Annotated in this window: 11 protein-coding genes; 5 read left to right on the forward strand and 6 right to left on the reverse strand. The window is 36.8% G+C overall.

Features of this window, described 5'->3' with window-relative positions; translation table 11 throughout:
- Positions 1–7 precede the first annotated feature (7 nt).
- From CH364_RS17580 to CH364_RS17595, 4 genes are read right to left on the reverse strand one after another with little or no spacing between them, the layout of a single operon-like run.
- Entirely contained in the window at positions 8–2,005 is a 1,998-nt protein-coding gene (locus tag CH364_RS17580; RefSeq protein WP_100744104.1) for a 7TM-DISM domain-containing protein, read from the reverse strand.
- Entirely contained in the window at positions 2,002–3,987 is a 1,986-nt protein-coding gene (locus CH364_RS17585) for a sensor histidine kinase (RefSeq protein WP_100744105.1), read from the reverse strand. Before CH364_RS17585 ends, CH364_RS17580 begins: the two co-directional genes overlap by 4 nt.
- Positions 3,984–4,907: a flagellar assembly protein FliH gene (gene fliH / locus CH364_RS17590; protein WP_100744106.1), complete on the reverse strand. Its 924-nt coding sequence runs from the start codon at positions 4,905–4,907 to the stop codon at positions 3,984–3,986. The genes CH364_RS17585 and fliH overlap by 4 nt, the downstream gene beginning before the upstream one ends.
- A gap of 4 nt (positions 4,908–4,911) precedes the next feature.
- Entirely contained in the window at positions 4,912–6,141 is a 1,230-nt protein-coding gene (locus CH364_RS17595) for a FliG C-terminal domain-containing protein (RefSeq protein ID WP_100744107.1), read from the reverse strand.
- Between the two features lie 113 nt (positions 6,142–6,254).
- Between CH364_RS17595 and CH364_RS17600 the strand changes: the two genes are divergently transcribed.
- The 5 genes from CH364_RS17600 to gatB all read left to right on the forward strand — a co-directional run bounded on the left by CH364_RS17600 (position 6,255) and on the right by gatB (position 14,883).
- Positions 6,255–8,369 carry an adenylate/guanylate cyclase domain-containing protein gene (locus CH364_RS17600; protein ID WP_100744756.1) on the forward strand — a complete coding sequence of 705 codons (2,115 nt, stop codon included), beginning with the start codon at positions 6,255–6,257 and terminating at the stop codon, positions 8,367–8,369.
- The gene (locus tag CH364_RS17605) at positions 8,357–10,501 is read left to right on the forward strand and encodes an adenylate/guanylate cyclase domain-containing protein (protein ID WP_100744108.1); all 2,145 of its coding nucleotides are present in this window, start codon (positions 8,357–8,359) and stop codon (positions 10,499–10,501) included. The genes CH364_RS17600 and CH364_RS17605 overlap by 13 nt, the downstream gene beginning before the upstream one ends.
- 85 nt (positions 10,502–10,586) lie before the next feature.
- On the forward strand, positions 10,587–12,062 hold the full coding sequence (locus tag CH364_RS17610; protein WP_100744109.1) for an aldehyde dehydrogenase family protein: 1,476 nt from the start codon (positions 10,587–10,589) through the stop codon (positions 12,060–12,062).
- 194 nt (positions 12,063–12,256) lie between these two features.
- Positions 12,257–13,360, forward strand: a complete 1,104-nt coding sequence (locus tag CH364_RS17615) for a bacteriohemerythrin (protein ID WP_100744110.1) — start codon at positions 12,257–12,259, stop codon at positions 13,358–13,360.
- A gap of 59 nt (positions 13,361–13,419) precedes the next feature.
- Positions 13,420–14,883 (forward strand): Asp-tRNA(Asn)/Glu-tRNA(Gln) amidotransferase subunit GatB, encoded by a 1,464-nt coding sequence (gene gatB, locus CH364_RS17620; RefSeq protein ID WP_100744111.1) that lies wholly within the window; start codon positions 13,420–13,422, stop codon positions 14,881–14,883.
- Here gatB and CH364_RS17625 read toward each other — a convergent pair.
- Together CH364_RS17625 and CH364_RS17630 are read right to left on the reverse strand one after the other, a co-directional pair.
- Entirely contained in the window at positions 14,880–15,473 is a 594-nt protein-coding gene (locus tag CH364_RS17625) for a histidine phosphatase family protein (RefSeq protein WP_100744112.1), read from the reverse strand. The two genes, gatB and CH364_RS17625, sit on opposite strands and share 4 nt — an antisense overlap.
- On the reverse strand, positions 15,458–16,279 hold the full coding sequence (locus CH364_RS17630; protein ID WP_100744113.1) for an adenosylcobinamide-GDP ribazoletransferase: 822 nt from the start codon (positions 16,277–16,279) through the stop codon (positions 15,458–15,460). The genes CH364_RS17625 and CH364_RS17630 overlap by 16 nt, the downstream gene beginning before the upstream one ends.
- Positions 16,280–16,284 lie beyond the last annotated feature (5 nt).

Raw genomic sequence — 16,284 nt, forward strand, 5'->3', positions numbered from 1 at the left:
TTAGAATTTATTTTTTCTTTTTGAAGTTTGGAATTTTTATTTCAGTTTCTTTCAAAAATTTCCATATCCGTTTTAAAGTGACTCTCCAATCTTCCTTTGCTGTTTTATTTGAAGTTGTTTGAGTTGAGTTTTTTGGCTCTTTGATAGGTTGTAATTCTGATACAGGAACAATAGCAGCAATGCCTAAATCAATTTTCAAATATTTCTTTTTAATAATTTTGAAATCAATTTTTGCACCTAATAAACGTACAATTTCAAGGATAATTGCCCACTTAACTTTTACTGGAGTGAGTGTGTTGTAATTTTCAACTAAATCACTAAATAGTCTTTGTGAAACTTTTGGGTTACTATGAAACAATAAAAAACGGAAATGGACATTCCCTTTCAAATCCTGAGTGATGATTAAATCGTTATGGTTGAATTCTTTGAATGGAGGAAAGTCAACTAACCTAACAACGACCGAGTTAATTAAATCTAAGCTGTTATGGATTTCTGTTTCTGGATTTACCTTAATTGAATAAGTAATGTCATCTTCTGGAATCACTTCGTTGATAAAAGAGATGAAGTTGACTTGTTCTTTGAATGGAACCTCTTTTAGAACTTCTAATCGCGAAAGTTCAATTATATCATCCATTACATTGTCTATTGAAGATTGAACTTCAATCACTTCTTTAACTAAGTTTTTATCCTTGGTTTTTTGTGTAGATTCACGAAAAGAAATCAACTTTTCTTTCATGGATTTCAGTGGACCAGAAATCATTGCATCCATATAATAAAATATCTTTTCACGTAAAGAGTCTGCTTCTTTTAGCCTTTCGTATCTATTTTGAAGTTTACGTTTCATCATTAAAAACTGAAATCGTAACGCAAGAGTCATCAATACCAGATATACTAAAAAGCTAGTTTCGAGAGAAGAAGGTGAATTCAAATATCCTCTCTCGATTAATATTTCTTTTAAAATTGAATATAATAAGTAAACGAGTGCAAGTAAATGGATGGTTGATCCTCGGGCTTGGTCGCGAAATTTTAAAAAAGTTACATAAATCGCATAACCAATGACAGCTAATAAATGGATATCCCAATATCCGATAAAATTGTACCAGAACACAGGATTGTGTATGATTGCAAATACAGCTATGAAGAAGAACTGCATTAACAAATACAGTCTTTGGTATTTGAAAGGTTTTAATTCAAAAAAATCTTGAATGAATTTGATAAATCCATAAGGAAGAATGAGAAGGAATGCATATTCTATAAATTTTAATATGGCAAATTGATTGATTAAAAAGAATCTAACTTCGTTTTTTGATAATTCATAAGCAGAGAAAATTAATGCTAAAATACTAAAACTTAGGTATTCTTTTTTATCTCGTAAATTGAAAAAATTTATGAAGAAAAATAGAGCAATAAAGAGATAAAATCCAACAAAGATCAATTCTACCAGCGAATCATATAGGTTACCGTTAAGAGCTTCTTCGTAAGTAACGATACGAATTGGTCCTGAAATGATACCTGCTGATGTGGAAAGTGAAGAATCTATTTTTACAATTAGTACATTCTCACCTTCTAACAATAAATCATGCGGAATTGGATAAATTCTTGGTCTACCAAAGGCAAACTCATCTGGATCTTTTCCAAAGGCAGAGTTGTTTTTTCCAATGAGCACTCCATTGATAAATACTTCATCAGATTGGTATATTTTTCCCAGTTGGAGAGCTAAAGATTTTTGGTGCTGTTCTGTTGTGATTTCAAAATTTTTTCTAACCCAAATGGAACCACGATAACTTTTGTTAATATTGCGAAAGTTGTTAGGAACAGTTGTGATATCTAAATTGTTTGCATTGAATTCAGCATTCAGAATGTCGGGATTGTTGTTAAAGTAAATTCCCCAGTCATCACCGTCTAATCGTAGTACGACTGTGTTTTCGTCTGTGGAACGAGCACAATTCAAAATAAATAAAAAGAAACTTAATACTAAAATTCTATATAAAATTAAAAATTTCATCTTTTAGGTTTCTCCGGAATCCGAATTGTGAATTTGGCTCCCATACCTTCGCTTGATTTCAAACTCACCGTCCCACCTAAGAATTTTGTGGTCGCTTCTACCAGGGTTAAACCGATTCCGGCTCCTGGTATTTCATTTTTTTTGTCACGATATCCACGGACAAATTTCTGGAAAATGGTTTCCATCTCCAGTTGGCTAAGTCCCATCCCTTCATCCATAACGATTAGTTGGTGGTAACCATCACGATTAAAAAATTCGATACCAATGTCTGTTTTAGGATCGGTGTATTGGTAGGCGTTTTCTACCAGGTTTCTTAAGATACAGAACAACAATTCTTTAGGAAAATATATTTCCAAATCATTTGGTTTTACTTCGATTGAAGTCGTTTTTCTGTGTTGTTCTAAATGGTTTTCTACACTAAAGACACAGTTTCGAATTAATTCTTGTACGGAGAATGTTTCATAAAATGGAATATAAGTTTTCTCTTCCAATTTTCGAAGAAGAATTGCTTCTTCTACCATATAACTCATGTAAGAAATATGATCTTCTGCTTGTTTAATAGGATCAGATTCTTGTTTCGAACTTGTTTTACTTTTGGTTTTCTTTTTTGCTGCTTGTTTTGGTAATACTTTAGTTTGGTCTTTGGAATTGGATTTACCGTGATTTGCAGAAATATTGTCGATAGCCTTTTTAATTTTTTCCATTCCTGATTTGAATTCAGAAGATAAATTAATTAAAAAACCAGTTTTGACTCTTTCCATTTGGATAAGTTCTTTTTCTTGTTCGATAAAGTTCTCTAATCCTAAAACAATATCATTTGATAGTTGGATGGATATCATTACCAAAAAGATCAAAAATCCTAAATACAATGTTCCAGGCATCGAAATGATTTCTAAAGCGGAGAGGCTATCAATAAGAATTGTTGGTAAAATACAAGCAATTCCGATGAGGATATATTTCACCTTTGCAATGTTAGCCTTCCCATTGTTTACAAATAAATAAATCACAAGTCCCATCGCAACTGGCAATGTATAGTTGAAGAGCGCAATGACCAAAATCCAAGTTTTTGGTGTTCTAAAAAAAAGTGTGATAACGAATAATGCAAATAGGAATACTTCATATACCAATAAAACTATGCTTCGTTTCATTTTTAAATATTGGTGCATGAAGTTGATAAAAAATACGGGAAGGCAAATGAGAACTAACAGTTCTGCAACATAAGACCATGTAAAACTATCAAATAAGATGTCTCTATGTTGAGTACGGATCAAAACGTAAATTCCCATGAAAATGGAAAAGAGTGCGAAGAAAAAGTTTTCGCCAGCTCGCCCGCGAACAATGGAACCAACTAAAAAGTAAATTCCCATAAATATAAATACATAACCGCAAACCATGGCAAAAGCTTCTTTTGAAAAAACGGCTTCACGTAAAAATCGTTCTTTTGCAATGGTAGGTGCTTCTTTGAGTCCATTTAGGTTTGTTGCTGCATAAATGCGAATCGCCAAAATATTGAGACCCGGCTTGAGGAGGTGAGTTGGTAGAGAATAAATTCTAATTTTTTGAAAGTCAACTTCTAGTTTTGGAAGTACAGTTCCTGTTTTATCGATCAGGGTTCCATTTAGATAAAATTCATCAACGTCCCGAATGCGACCGAGTTGGATTGCGATTGGTTCAACAGGGGTTGTATAATTTTCTGGTAAATAAAAGGAACAGCGATACCAGTGATAACCTGTTAGGTTTTCCGTTTTGGATATTCCATAATCAGGAACAGATCGTTTGACCCAAAATGATTCCTCAACGGTTTCATCTCGCCAATCTAAATTATCTCCCTTACGAAATAACCAGTCTGTTTTTAGAACCACCGGTTTTTCGAAGGATGTGACCATGTTTCCACAGGGTTCCGCCGCCAAACCAAAAACAGTTGGAAAGAGAACAAGTGAAAACCCGAATACGAGTTGGTAAATACGGGTTTTCGAAATCATATCGGTTCGACGTTTCGAATGGCCTCTTCGATTTCTTTGAGCTGAGTAGAGATCCTTGCGTCGATAGCTCCCACATCTGTTTCGATGATCACTCCACCACGGTCCACACGTGAATCTTCGTAGATGTTTACTTTACGGAGTGATTCCATTAGTTTGATGAGTTCGTCTTTATGTGCTGTTGTAAGTTCTAAGTCAGCGAAGTTAACACGAATATCGATACGGTCTCGATCTTTAATTCGTTTCATCGCCTCACGAATATTATTTAACACAATTTCTTTACGTTCAATGATTTCGTCTTTGATTACTTTCCTTGCAATCACAAGAATCATTTCTACCATTTGTTTTTCAGAAGCAGCAATCATCTCTTCGCGAATGTCGATCGCCTTACCAATGATAGTTCCCAATCTGTCAATGAGACGTCTTACTTCCCCTTGGCCTTTTTTAAAACCAACTTCACGTCCAGCATCATATCCTTTTTGGTAGGCTTCATGTTCGATCTCAGCCTGTTTCATTTCGGCTTCTTTGATCATACGTTCGACTTCCATCTTCGCACGATCTAAGATTTGTTCCGCTTTTGCTCGGCCTGAATCTTCTTCTAATTTGATTTTTTCTTTTGAGTCCTGAACCATTTGGAAGGCTTTGGTTCTGCCTTCTTCTTCAATGGACTTTGCTTGTTTTTTAGCATCTTCTAATAATTGGCGGACTTGTTCTTCTGTTTCTTGGCGATACCTTTGGAGTTCGGCTTCGATCTCTTCGATCGAGGGTCCTTGGTATTGTTCGATGATATTCCCTTCTTGGTCTATCTCGAAGTCTTCTTGTTCGTCTGTTTTATGAAATTTTTTGTACTTATCAGGAAGTTGGATTTCAACTTCTTCTTGTAAGTCGGCAATTTGAATGGGTTTAAAAACTAGTTTTGCCATATCCTTACTTCAATCTCCAAAGTTTCACTTTGCCTTCATCCATTGCTTCCCGCAAACGATCTAAGATTCCCTTTTGGGCTTCTTCAATCTCTGCCAGTGAAACAGGACCTAACGAATCCCATTCGATCTTTATTTCTTTTACGAGCCAAGATTCCAAATTGGAATATATTTGGTCGCGGAAATCCGTCTCTACTCCTTTCAATGCGCATGCAATGACAAGAGGATGGATCTCAGAAAAAAATCGAGTAAGACTCGTCCTTCCTAAATGAAGGAGGTCTTCCAAACGAAAGTAGTGTTCTACTATAGTTTCGGCATATTCTGGGCTTTTTTTCTGAATTCGTTCAATTAAATTTTGAGATGGTAAAAAAGGAAGTCGAGTGAGAATTTCTCCGGCAGTCTTTGCTTTGCGGCTACGGATCTTCGAAACCGGCATTTTTTTCTCAATCAGTTCCATTTTGAAGCGGAGGAACCGTTCGAGTTGGTCGCGTTCCCTGTCCGAGTGGTAATCAATTTCAGAAAGTGCTAAAATGATATCTTCCCGGTGGTTTTCTGGGTATTCGGCTAAAACCTCGGAAGCAGTCTCCGGATCTGAAAAACTTAAAACCCGAGCCACAACTTCTGAGGATTCGTCCATGGTCAAATGGCGGAGCATTTCTAAGGAATATTTGGGAAGCTCTGGCCAAAGGGGCGAGTTCGATTTGGATTTGGATTCTTCTTCTTTTAGAATTTCCTGGAGCAAAGAATACAATTCATTTGAATCTTGTTGTTCGTTATGCGCATATTTTCTGCCAGATCCGTCGAGATTCCGGGGATCATCTTCGTTATTCGTATAGCCGTTTTCGAACGCTGATTTTTCGAAATTAGGATCAGATTTACCCACTTTTTCAGGGAAATAGTCGTTATTCGCATATTTTCCACGTGAATTCGGAGAGTATCCTTGATGGGAATCACTGCGCAGGTTTTGAGATATAGGTCCAGATTTGGAATTGCTAGGTAGGCCCGCTTGAAAAGAATTTTTTCCCTTTGGTTGTTTCTGATTTTTTTGCAGAAACTTGGTAAAGGAAAGGAGGATGTCCTTTTCCTGCCCTCTGGTTGGGGAAGGATTGGATTCCACTTTGATCAGAAGTGATTCGATTTCTGCATCACTCAAATGAGCGAACACTTCATCCGGTAAATAGCGGCCTAGGATTTGGTAGGCAAGAGCAGCTTTATTGGGCCCGGACGGAGTTTTCATTTAGGTGACATAATAACTTAATGGGACAGTCGTACAAACCAAAAAATATTATTTTTTTTAATTCGAAAACTTCCTTTCCAAATTCTTGTCCTCCAAGTCTCTTAAGGTTAGGGATGACCCGTCAGACAATAATCTACCTTTCCATCGCACTTTTGTCAACGGCCTGTCGTATGGTGGCACCTTCACCAAAAATTCTTTCAGGCGCATTGGATTTACGAAATTTCCCATTTGAATCAGGATCCGCCATGACTCTCCAAGGGGACTGGAAATTTTTTCCAGGGCAGCTGAACCTTCAGGAAGGGGCACTCTCTCCTTCCTATCTTCCTGTCCCTGCACTTTGGAATCAGGTTCCTTTGCGCTCGGGGATCATTGATGGTAAGGGTTATGGAACTTATGTTTTAGACATACAACTTCCCACTGAAAATCAGATTTATGCTATTTATCTGCCAGAGGTTCGTACCTCCTTTCGACTCATAGCGGGTAACAGGAGTTTGGTGTCAGGAATACCTGGTACCACGAAGGAATTTACAATCCCAAGTGCGCAAGGCCAAAGTTTTACAATATCCGCAAAGGAACACCTTCAAATCCGAATTGAAGTGAGTAACTTCCATCATAAAGAAGGAGGTCTCCCTAACGCACCCGTCTTCGGACTTGCGGAAAGTGTTCAAAATTATATTTTGGCGCAAAGTACGATCGATTTAGCATTAACGGGTGCTATATTTATGTTTGGTTTGTATCATTTTATTTTGTTTTTCTATCGAAACAAACAAAGAGAAGCGTTTTACTTTGGTTTTTTCTGTTTAGTATTTGCGGCACGAATTCCTTTTATTGGAAGTAAAACAATATATGCGGTATTTCCAAATATTCCTTGGGAACTAGTGATTTATGTAGAGTATGCATCTGTTTTTGTTTTAGGAATTTTGTTTTTGTGGTTTGTCGATGGACTTTTTCCAAGGTTTATCGATCATAAGTTAATTCTTTATTTCAGCGCCTACGTACAGTTTATGTTAGTTTATGGTTTAATTATTAAACCGGACGTTTATACACAATTTGAAGTTGTATTTCAAGTATTAGGTGTTGTTTTTGCTTTATTTTTAGGAATTCGATTATTCCAAATGATGCTTAGAGGGTTGCCTGATGCGGGAATTTTCTTTTTAGGGTATCTGGTATTATTTGTTGGTTTTGTTTACGATGTATTTCTAGCTTATAGTGGGCAAGGAGAGTCAACGTTATCTCAGATAGCGGTCTTTTTGTTTTTTGGAGTCCAGTCCACAATTGTTACACTTCGTACGGCAAGGAACTTTCATAAGAAAGTTTTATTAAAAGAAGAATTTGAAACCATTAATGAACAGTTTATTCTAACAAATCGATTTTATGCAAAATTCATTCCTCGTGATTTTTTAACTCATTTAGGAAAGGAAAGTATTGAAGAGGTACAGTTAGGCGACAGTAGCGAAAGAGAAATGACCATTTTGTTTGCGGACATTTGGGAATATTGGGATATTATTTATTCTATACCTTTAGAAAACCGTATGTTGTTCACCAATTCTTACTTGGGAAGGATTGGACCCTGTGTTCGCAAAAATAATGGTTTCATAGATAAATACATTGGAAGTGCGATTATGGCTCTATTTGATGGAGGAATTCAGGATTCCATCAAGGCAGCTGAAGACATCCAATGGGAATTAGAAAAATACAATGAGCGTCGGCGAACCATTGGGTATTTACCACTACATGCAGGGATTGGAATTCATTCTGGCGATACAATGCTCGGAATTTTGGGAGAAGAAAAAAGATTAGAATCTACCGTCATTTCCGACACCGTTAATCTTTCGAGTCGTATCCAAGGTTTAACAAAAAAATACGGCGCTAGGATTCTTGTTAGTTTAACATCTCTTATGTTACACGAAGATTTGGATACAATCCCTTATAGAATTTTAGATTTTGTACGTGTTAAAGGAAAACAGGAAGCTGTTATGATTGCGGAGGTTTTGATTCCCGATATTGATGTAATCTCTAATAAAAAAATTGGAAATCGAAACAGATTTGAAGCTGCCATTTTTGATTATGAACGTGCTGATTTTGTTTCTGCTTTAAAAGGATTTCGCGAAGTATTTACAAACAACCCAGAAGATTTGGCCGCAAAGATTTACATTGAAAGATGTGAATATTACCAAACTTCCGGTGTCGGTGAAGATTGGGATGGGGTTTCCGCATGGGAAAAATAACTAAAACCAACCAAGCAATTTTTGTATTTTTTATCTCGGCAATTTTATTTTCGTCATGTCAATTCGGATCTTCAAAAGAGGCAGAAAAAGGATATTTGGAACTTCCTCCTCAGGTCGTAGAGAATAATCAAAAACTTTCTACCGGAGGTGAATGGGAGTTTTATTGGGGAGAGGTTTTTGGCGAAAGTTTATTTGAAAAAATAAATGAACCTAACAAAACTTATGTAAAGGTTCCATCGTCGTGGAATTCATACAGACCAGAAGGTGAAGGTGGGGATGGTTTTGCAGTATTTCGTCTAACGCTAAAAGTTCCTGATCCAAACATTCGTTATTACCTAAGGGTTCAACCTGCAACAAGTTCTTATGAACTTTATGTCAATCGGCAAAAAATTGCAAGTTCAGGGAAGGTCGGAACTGATGAGTTCACAGCAGTTCCTAAATACCAAATTCAATATGTTTCATTTCAACCAGAAGGTTTCGAACAAGAAATACTTTATGTGGTGAGTAATTTTCATCATGCCCGCGGTGGATATAGGAAACCAATAGAGATTGGAACCAAAGAGGTCATCCAAAATCAATCTCTTATTTATTCTGCGGGAGAAATCTTTGTTTTTGGAACAATGCTGACAATGGCATTATACCAGCTAACAGTGTTTTTCTTCCGGAGAGAAGAAAAAAGTTCTCTTTTTTTTGCAATGTTTTGTTTGTTCACGGGCCTTCGATTGGTTGTTCTAGATAATTACTATATTGTTTATGCAATTCCTGATTTTTCTTGGCATTGGATGCAGGTTTTGGATTATATATCTGCCCCTCTTCTTGTATGTTTTTTCCTAGGTTACTTAAAGAGTTTGTTTCCTGGTAGATCTGAAGTCCCCAAGTGGATGATCTATTCCTGTTGGAGCATTACTGCTTGTTATGTGTCTTTTGTTCTTTTAACTGATGTTAAATTATTCACGAAAACGAATATCTTTTCTCAAGTTGTAATTTTATTTTTTAGCGCTTGTTCTTTTTACGTGATTTTACGGATTTATAAGCAGAAAAAAAAAGATAGTAGCTTAGTGTTCTATGGATCACTACTTCTGATGGTTGGATCAACGCATGATTTGATGGCAGGAAATTATTGGTTTCAATCTCAACCATTGATGCCTTTTTCTTTGTTTGTTTTCTTTTTATTTCAGAGTATCCTGCTCGCAAGGAGAAATGCCAGATTCTATTCATCAATGGATATGTTAACAACTGAACTCATTGAAGTAAATAATCGCCTAGAAGCATCTAATAAAATCTATGCGAAGTTTGTTCCCTTACGTCTCATACAATTGTTTTCAAAAGTTACTAAAATAAGAGTCAAACGTGGCGATTTTATCGTAAAACAAATGTCAGTGCTCTCTTCGGACATTCGTGATTTTACTGCAATTTCTGAAACCTTAAGTCCTGAAGAAACGTTTTTATTCCTCAATGATTATTTGAGGCAAGTAGGCCCAACGATACGATCACATAATGGGTTTATCGAAAAATATGTTGGGGATGCAATTTTTGCATTGTTTGAAAGACAACCAGAAGATGCTTTGTCGGCTGCCATTGAAATGCACAAAACAATTGCTAAGTGGAATAAGGAAACAATGTCTCATCGAGTTTCGGACATTCAAGTTGGAATTGGGATTCATTTTGGTGAACTGATGTTAGGAATCATTGGTGAGGAACAACGAATTGAATCTGCAGTATTATCTGATTCGATGGGTGTTGCTAATTCTTTGGAATCCATGACCAAAAAATATGGAGCAAAAATCATTCTTAGTTTAGATGCACTTCTAGAGTTAAAACATCCAGATTCTTATCCGCATAGGCTATTGGATTTTATTAAAATTCCGGCCAAACAAAAGTTAATTGGAATCGCTCAAGTGTTAGTCGAGGGAGTAGAAGAGTCCTTTGATTTAAAATTAAAAACCAAAAATCAGTTTGAAGATTGTGTGAATTTATTTTGGGATGGGGAATTTGAAAAAGCAAGGGAAGGGTTTCGTGCAGTTTATGAAATCGATCCTTCTGACAAAGCAGCCAAATTGTATTTGGATCGAACGGAAGTTTATGCCCAAAATGGTCCACCACCCGGGTTTGGGAGGGGGTTTTTGGCATAAAAAAGACATAGATTCGCCCCGGTTCTTGAAAAAGTTCTTGAACTTCCTCTCTAAATGAACGAGAGTCAGTAATACGGAGATTCCCATGACCCAAGCTACTCTCACACAAACCTCTAATTCAGGAAAGGCTGTGATCCAAACAAAAAGTTTTACTCCCTCTGACATTGATCGTATTTTCCAAGCACAAAAGAAAAAAGCATTGGAACTTCGTTTATCCAATTTCAAAACTCGAATCCTCAAATTAAAAAAACTAAAAAACGCAGTCCTCAAATACCAAAAAGAAATCCAAACGGCGCTACATTCCGATTTTAGAAAATCTGCAGGCGAAGTGGACATCACTGAAATTTTGCCAACCATCGCAGAAATCAATGATGCCATCCGCCATGTAAAACATTGGATGCGCCCTAAAAATGTGATGACACCGCCAACTTTACTGGGAGCCACTAGCCGTATCGTTTATGAACCAAAAGGTGTTTGTCTAATCATTGCCCCTTGGAATTATCCCTTCCACCTTGCCATTGCACCACTAGCTGCAGCGATTGCTGCTGGTAACACGATCATGTTGAAACCTTCTGAATTTACACCTCATACAGCTGATGTCATGAAAGCAATGTTAAGTGAAATTTTTGCAGAAGATGAAGTCGCTGTTTTTGAAGGTGATGTTGCTGTGGCAACTGCATTACTTGAAGTGCCTTTCGATCATATCTTTTTTACGGGTTCTACTCCTGTGGGTAAAATTGTGATGGCTGCGGCTGCAAAACATCTTACAAGCGTAACGCTCGAATTAGGTGGTAAATCTCCTTCGATAGTTGCAGAAGATGCTGATTTAAAAGTAGCAGCAGAAAGGATTATGTGGGGAAAATTTTTAAACGCAGGTCAGACCTGTGTGGCTCCTGATTATCTTTTGATTCCAGAATCAAAAGTCGAAGAATTTGTAAAAAATGCTAAAGAAACAACAGAAAGTTTTTTTAAGTCCAAACCTGAAAATTTTACGGCAAGTCCTGACTTTTGCCGTATCGTGAATGCAAAAAACTTTGGAAGAGTTTCTTCCTATATGGAAGACGCAGTTAAAAAAGGTGCAAAAATTGCTTACGGTGGAGAGGTAAGAAGTTCGGATAATTTTATTTCACCAACCATCTTAACAAATGTGACTTTGGATGCTCGCATTATGGAAGATGAAATTTTTGGACCACTGCTTCCTATCATCACTTACAAAACTTTAGATGAAGCCATTCAAATCATCAATGAGAGACCGAAACCACTTGCGTTGTATATTTTTACTAAAAAAAGAAGTACTTCCAGGTATGTTCTCAAAAGAACAAGTTCAGGTGGAGCTGTCATTAACGACGTGATCCTACATTTGGTGAATTCAAATCTTCCATTTGGTGGAGTGAATCATTCTGGTCACGGTAGTTACCATGGAAATTTTGGATTTAAAACTTTTTCACATGAAAGATCGGTTTTACAAACTCCTAAGGCATCCATTGCTAAATTGATGTATCCACCTTACTCTGGTTTTGTGAGATTAATGGTGAAATTAACTACCAAATTCTTCGTTTAGTCCAATTTCGCTTAATGAAGATACACTCCTAGGAAAACTTCGGGAGTGTATCTATCATATTTACTACAGAATATTGATTCTTGATTCCCATCCTAAAATCGATATACTCGCTTTTTAGAAACTACTGATAAATATCAATTCCTCAAATGATTCTAATTCCGTGACACTGACTGAGTGAATATTTTTGTGGAAATATGCAGAAGGATTTTTCCGCGCATTTAGATTCCTTACGAATCACTTGGTTAAGTGAACCTTTCCACCTTGGAATTCCTATTATTGATCTACAACACGTGTGGTTGGTACATATCATTTTAGAGTTAGAAGAAACCATAGTCGAATCCGAAAAAGAAGGTTCTGATGTGGATGTTCATTCTTCATTTCGAAAGGCACTGGATTATGTATCAGAACATTTTGCATTAGAAGAAGATATTCTCGAACATTTCAACTATCCAGAATTTTCTGAACATGTTAGTAGCCATCGCAAATTTGTTGAAAGGTTAACTGAAAAATACTACCAAGCAAAGGATAGTCAAATGGCTGCTTTGGGAATCCTCCAAATTTTAAAAAAATGGTTGTTCCAACATATTTTACATGATGATACCGATTACGCTGATTTTTTTAAGGCAAGTGCCGTTGATCTAAAATCCTATTGTAATGAAATTTTAAAATCAGGTAAATATCCAATTTCAAAGGAGCAACTTTTGATTTATCAGAATATTGTGCAAGTGGATACAACTCATATCACTCTCCATGAACAATCTATTGATATTATTCAGGAAATTAGAAATATTTGGAAAACATATAATCTTGCAACTGGAATTCCTATTATCGATTTACAACATATTTGGCTTTTAAAGATGATAGTTGAATTAGACAACTCATTAAAGTTAGGTGATGGTTCTAGTGAAACTTTCCAGAAAGTGATTACTTCTGCAATCGAATACACAAAGGATCATTTTGGTGTGGAAGATAAAATTATGAGATACTTTCGGTATACGGATGTTGTCCAACATATGAATCAGCACAAACGTTTTATTGACTTTATTAAAACAAGAAACGATGAATTTAAGTTAGGACACCCCCGTGCTGGACTTCATTTGGTCCAAGACCTCCGCAATTGGCTTTTGTCACATATTGCCCTTGAGGATAAAAAAATTGGGATCGCCTTTGAGGCCCGTGTCCGTGAACTTTCTGAGTTTACAAAAAAACTCCACCAAACTGGCGAAATCAGCATCTCTCGAGAGCAAAAAAACCTATATAAACTTGTAATGCAATCGGCACCCGACCCTCTCGATTGATTTCCGTCGGAAATTGAATTGCCAGTCTGATTTTCCGGGAAAATCCTGTTTTCAAACCCATGGAATACGAAGTCATCATCGGTCTGGAAGTCCACGTCCAGCTCAATACTCTATCTAAAATATTTTCTACAGCTACAAACGAATTTGGCGGTAGCCCCAATACCCATATTTCCACACTTTGTGTGGCTCTCCCTGGCACATTGCCAGTGTTAAATGAAGTGGTTTTGGAAAAGGCAGTTCGTGCTGGAGTGGCACTTGGCTGCGAAATCACAAGGTTTACAAAGTTTGATCGCAAAAATTATTTTTACCCAGATTTACCAAAAGGGTATCAGATTTCTCAGTTTGATAAACCTTATGCCACCCAAGGTGGAATCCATATTAAACTAAAAGGGGAAACAGAAGAAAAATTCATTCCTCTTACAAGAATTCATATGGAAGAGGATGCGGGAAAACTAATCCATTCCCATGATCCTTCCATTAACCGTTCTTATGTGGATTATAATCGTGCGGGAACACCTCTGATCGAAATCGTATCAGAACCAGACTTACGTTCTTCTGATGAAGCGTATGTTTATTTAAACGAACTTAAAACAATTTTACGATACATTCAGGTTTCTGATTGTAACATGGAAGAAGGATCGCTACGTTGTGATGCTAACGTTTCCATTCGACCTAAAGGTGAAAAAGGATTTCGTACTCGAGTAGAAATCAAAAACTTAAACTCCTTTAAGGCCGTAAAACAAGCGATAGACTATGAAATTGAATGGCAAAAAGATGTTTATTCCCGTGGGGAGTCTTTTCGCCAAATGACAAAACTTTGGGATGCCACTTTACTTAAAACCATTCCAATGCGTTCTAAAGAAATGAGTCATGATTATCGTTATTTTCCAGAACCTGATCTTCCTACAATTCAAATTGCTGATTCTTTTATTGAAGAGATTCGTAAATCTTTGCCAGAGCTTCCTAGACAAAAAAAGGAAAGATACAAAACAGATCTTGGACTTCCTGATTACGATGCAGAAGTATTAACGAGCGAACGTGAGATTGCCGAATACTTTGAACAAGCACTTCTTGTTTCCGAAGATGCAAAAAAAACATCCAACTGGGTAAAAGATGAAATCCTTGGAATCGTAAATAAAGAAAATATTTCCATTCAAGAGTTTGCCATCGATCCATTACGAATTGGTAAACTTGTAAAACTCATTAACTCAGGTGAGATCACAGGAAAAATTGCAAAAACAATCTTTGAAGATATGTTAACATCCAAAGACCAACCTGAAGCCATTGTTGAAGCTAAAGGTTTAAAAGTGGTTCGTGATGACAAAGCATTGGAAGAAATTGTCATTCGTGTGATTGAAGCACAACCGGAATCAGTAGAAGGTTGGAAAAACGGAAAAGATCGAGTTCTCGGTGCCATTGTTGGCGGAGTTATGAAAGAAACCAAAGGAAAAGCTGATCCAAAACTTGTGAACGAACTGATTCTTGCAAAACTTGGCCCGTTAGGCGAGAAAAAGAAAGTTTAATCTATCTTTACTTTGTGGACGGATCCAAAGTCCACAGGTGATTTGAAAGCTTCTGCGTAAGGGGTGCCGTTCTGTTTGCAAAGGACGGCTCGGATGGGACCTGAGTGGCAAACAACAATCAGTGAGTTTAAGGATTTGCTGTTTGTTTTTTCCCAATCCATTCTTAAAGACCCATCTGTTTTCCAATCATTGATAAAAGAATCCACTCTACGGATAAGATCAGTAAAAGCTTCCCCACCAGGTGTTTTTGCATTAACAAAGTCTTTCATCCAAGGAATGGTTTCTTTTCTAGGAATTTCTTCCCAAAGTTTTCCATCCCATTCTCCAAAATTCATTTCCCACAAACGTTCGTCAGTTGGTATTTCGGAATGATCAACTTTTGATACATTAAATTTGGATAATAAAGCGGAGGATAATTTGAGTGCCCTCGGTGCTGGACTCGAAAGGAAAAAATCAAAGGTGGATGGCAAATAAGAAAATGTTGAGTCTGCCGTATCTTCTACTGGATATTTGAGAGGAAAGTCAGTACGACCATAACAAGTTCCTTTTGGAGCTATGGTTTCAGGATGGCGAATTAAATAGAGGTCCATACAAATACTCCAGAAATCCAAAGACAAGTTTCGACCACTTGTTGGACGGCTCCCAAACAATCTCCAGTAAACCCACCAATCCAACGTTTCATTAGTGAATACATATAAAATAAACTGGGAATGATACAAACCAAACTAAATAAATATTTTGGATAAAGGTAGGAAAGAAAAAGAAATGGAACTAAACCTGCAAGGCTTGCAAAGAATGTTTGAGGCCAAGTAATTTCTTTGGCCATTGGTTTTGCATAACCTTCTTCTTTGGCATAGGGGAGGAGTTTCATCATCAAAACAGAAAAAAAGCGACTAAGGCTATGCGCAGAAACAAAATACAACCAAATTAGTATTAGTTGGTCAATTTTATCAATTGAAAATTGGTTCCAATAGATTCTCATATCTTGTAGGGATTCCCATGCACCTAAAATTTTTAATACGAGTAAAAGAGAAATTCCTGCTGCGCCAAAACTACCGACCCGGCTATCTTTCATAATCCGAAGGATGTCTTCTCTTTTCCAACCTCCGCCAATCCCATCACAAAAATCAGAAAATCCATCTTCGTGAAAGGCTCCTGTTAAGATTAACAAAAATCCCAGCGAAATTACAAATGCGATCCCTACCCCAAAGAACATTTGAAAAAGAATAAAAATCATCCATTGTAAAGATCCCAGTAAGATCCCAACAAAAGGAGAATATTTAATCGATTTGTGTAACCACTCTTCCTTAAAACCAATCCAATTAGGTGAAGGTATTCTTGAAAGAAACGACAAACAAACAAAGAATAGGCGAACTTCTGTTAGAATTAGATGCATCAATT

It is taken from the genome of Leptospira harrisiae, from assembly GCF_002811945.1.
Lineage (GTDB): Bacteria > Spirochaetota > Leptospiria > Leptospirales > Leptospiraceae > Leptospira_A > Leptospira_A harrisiae.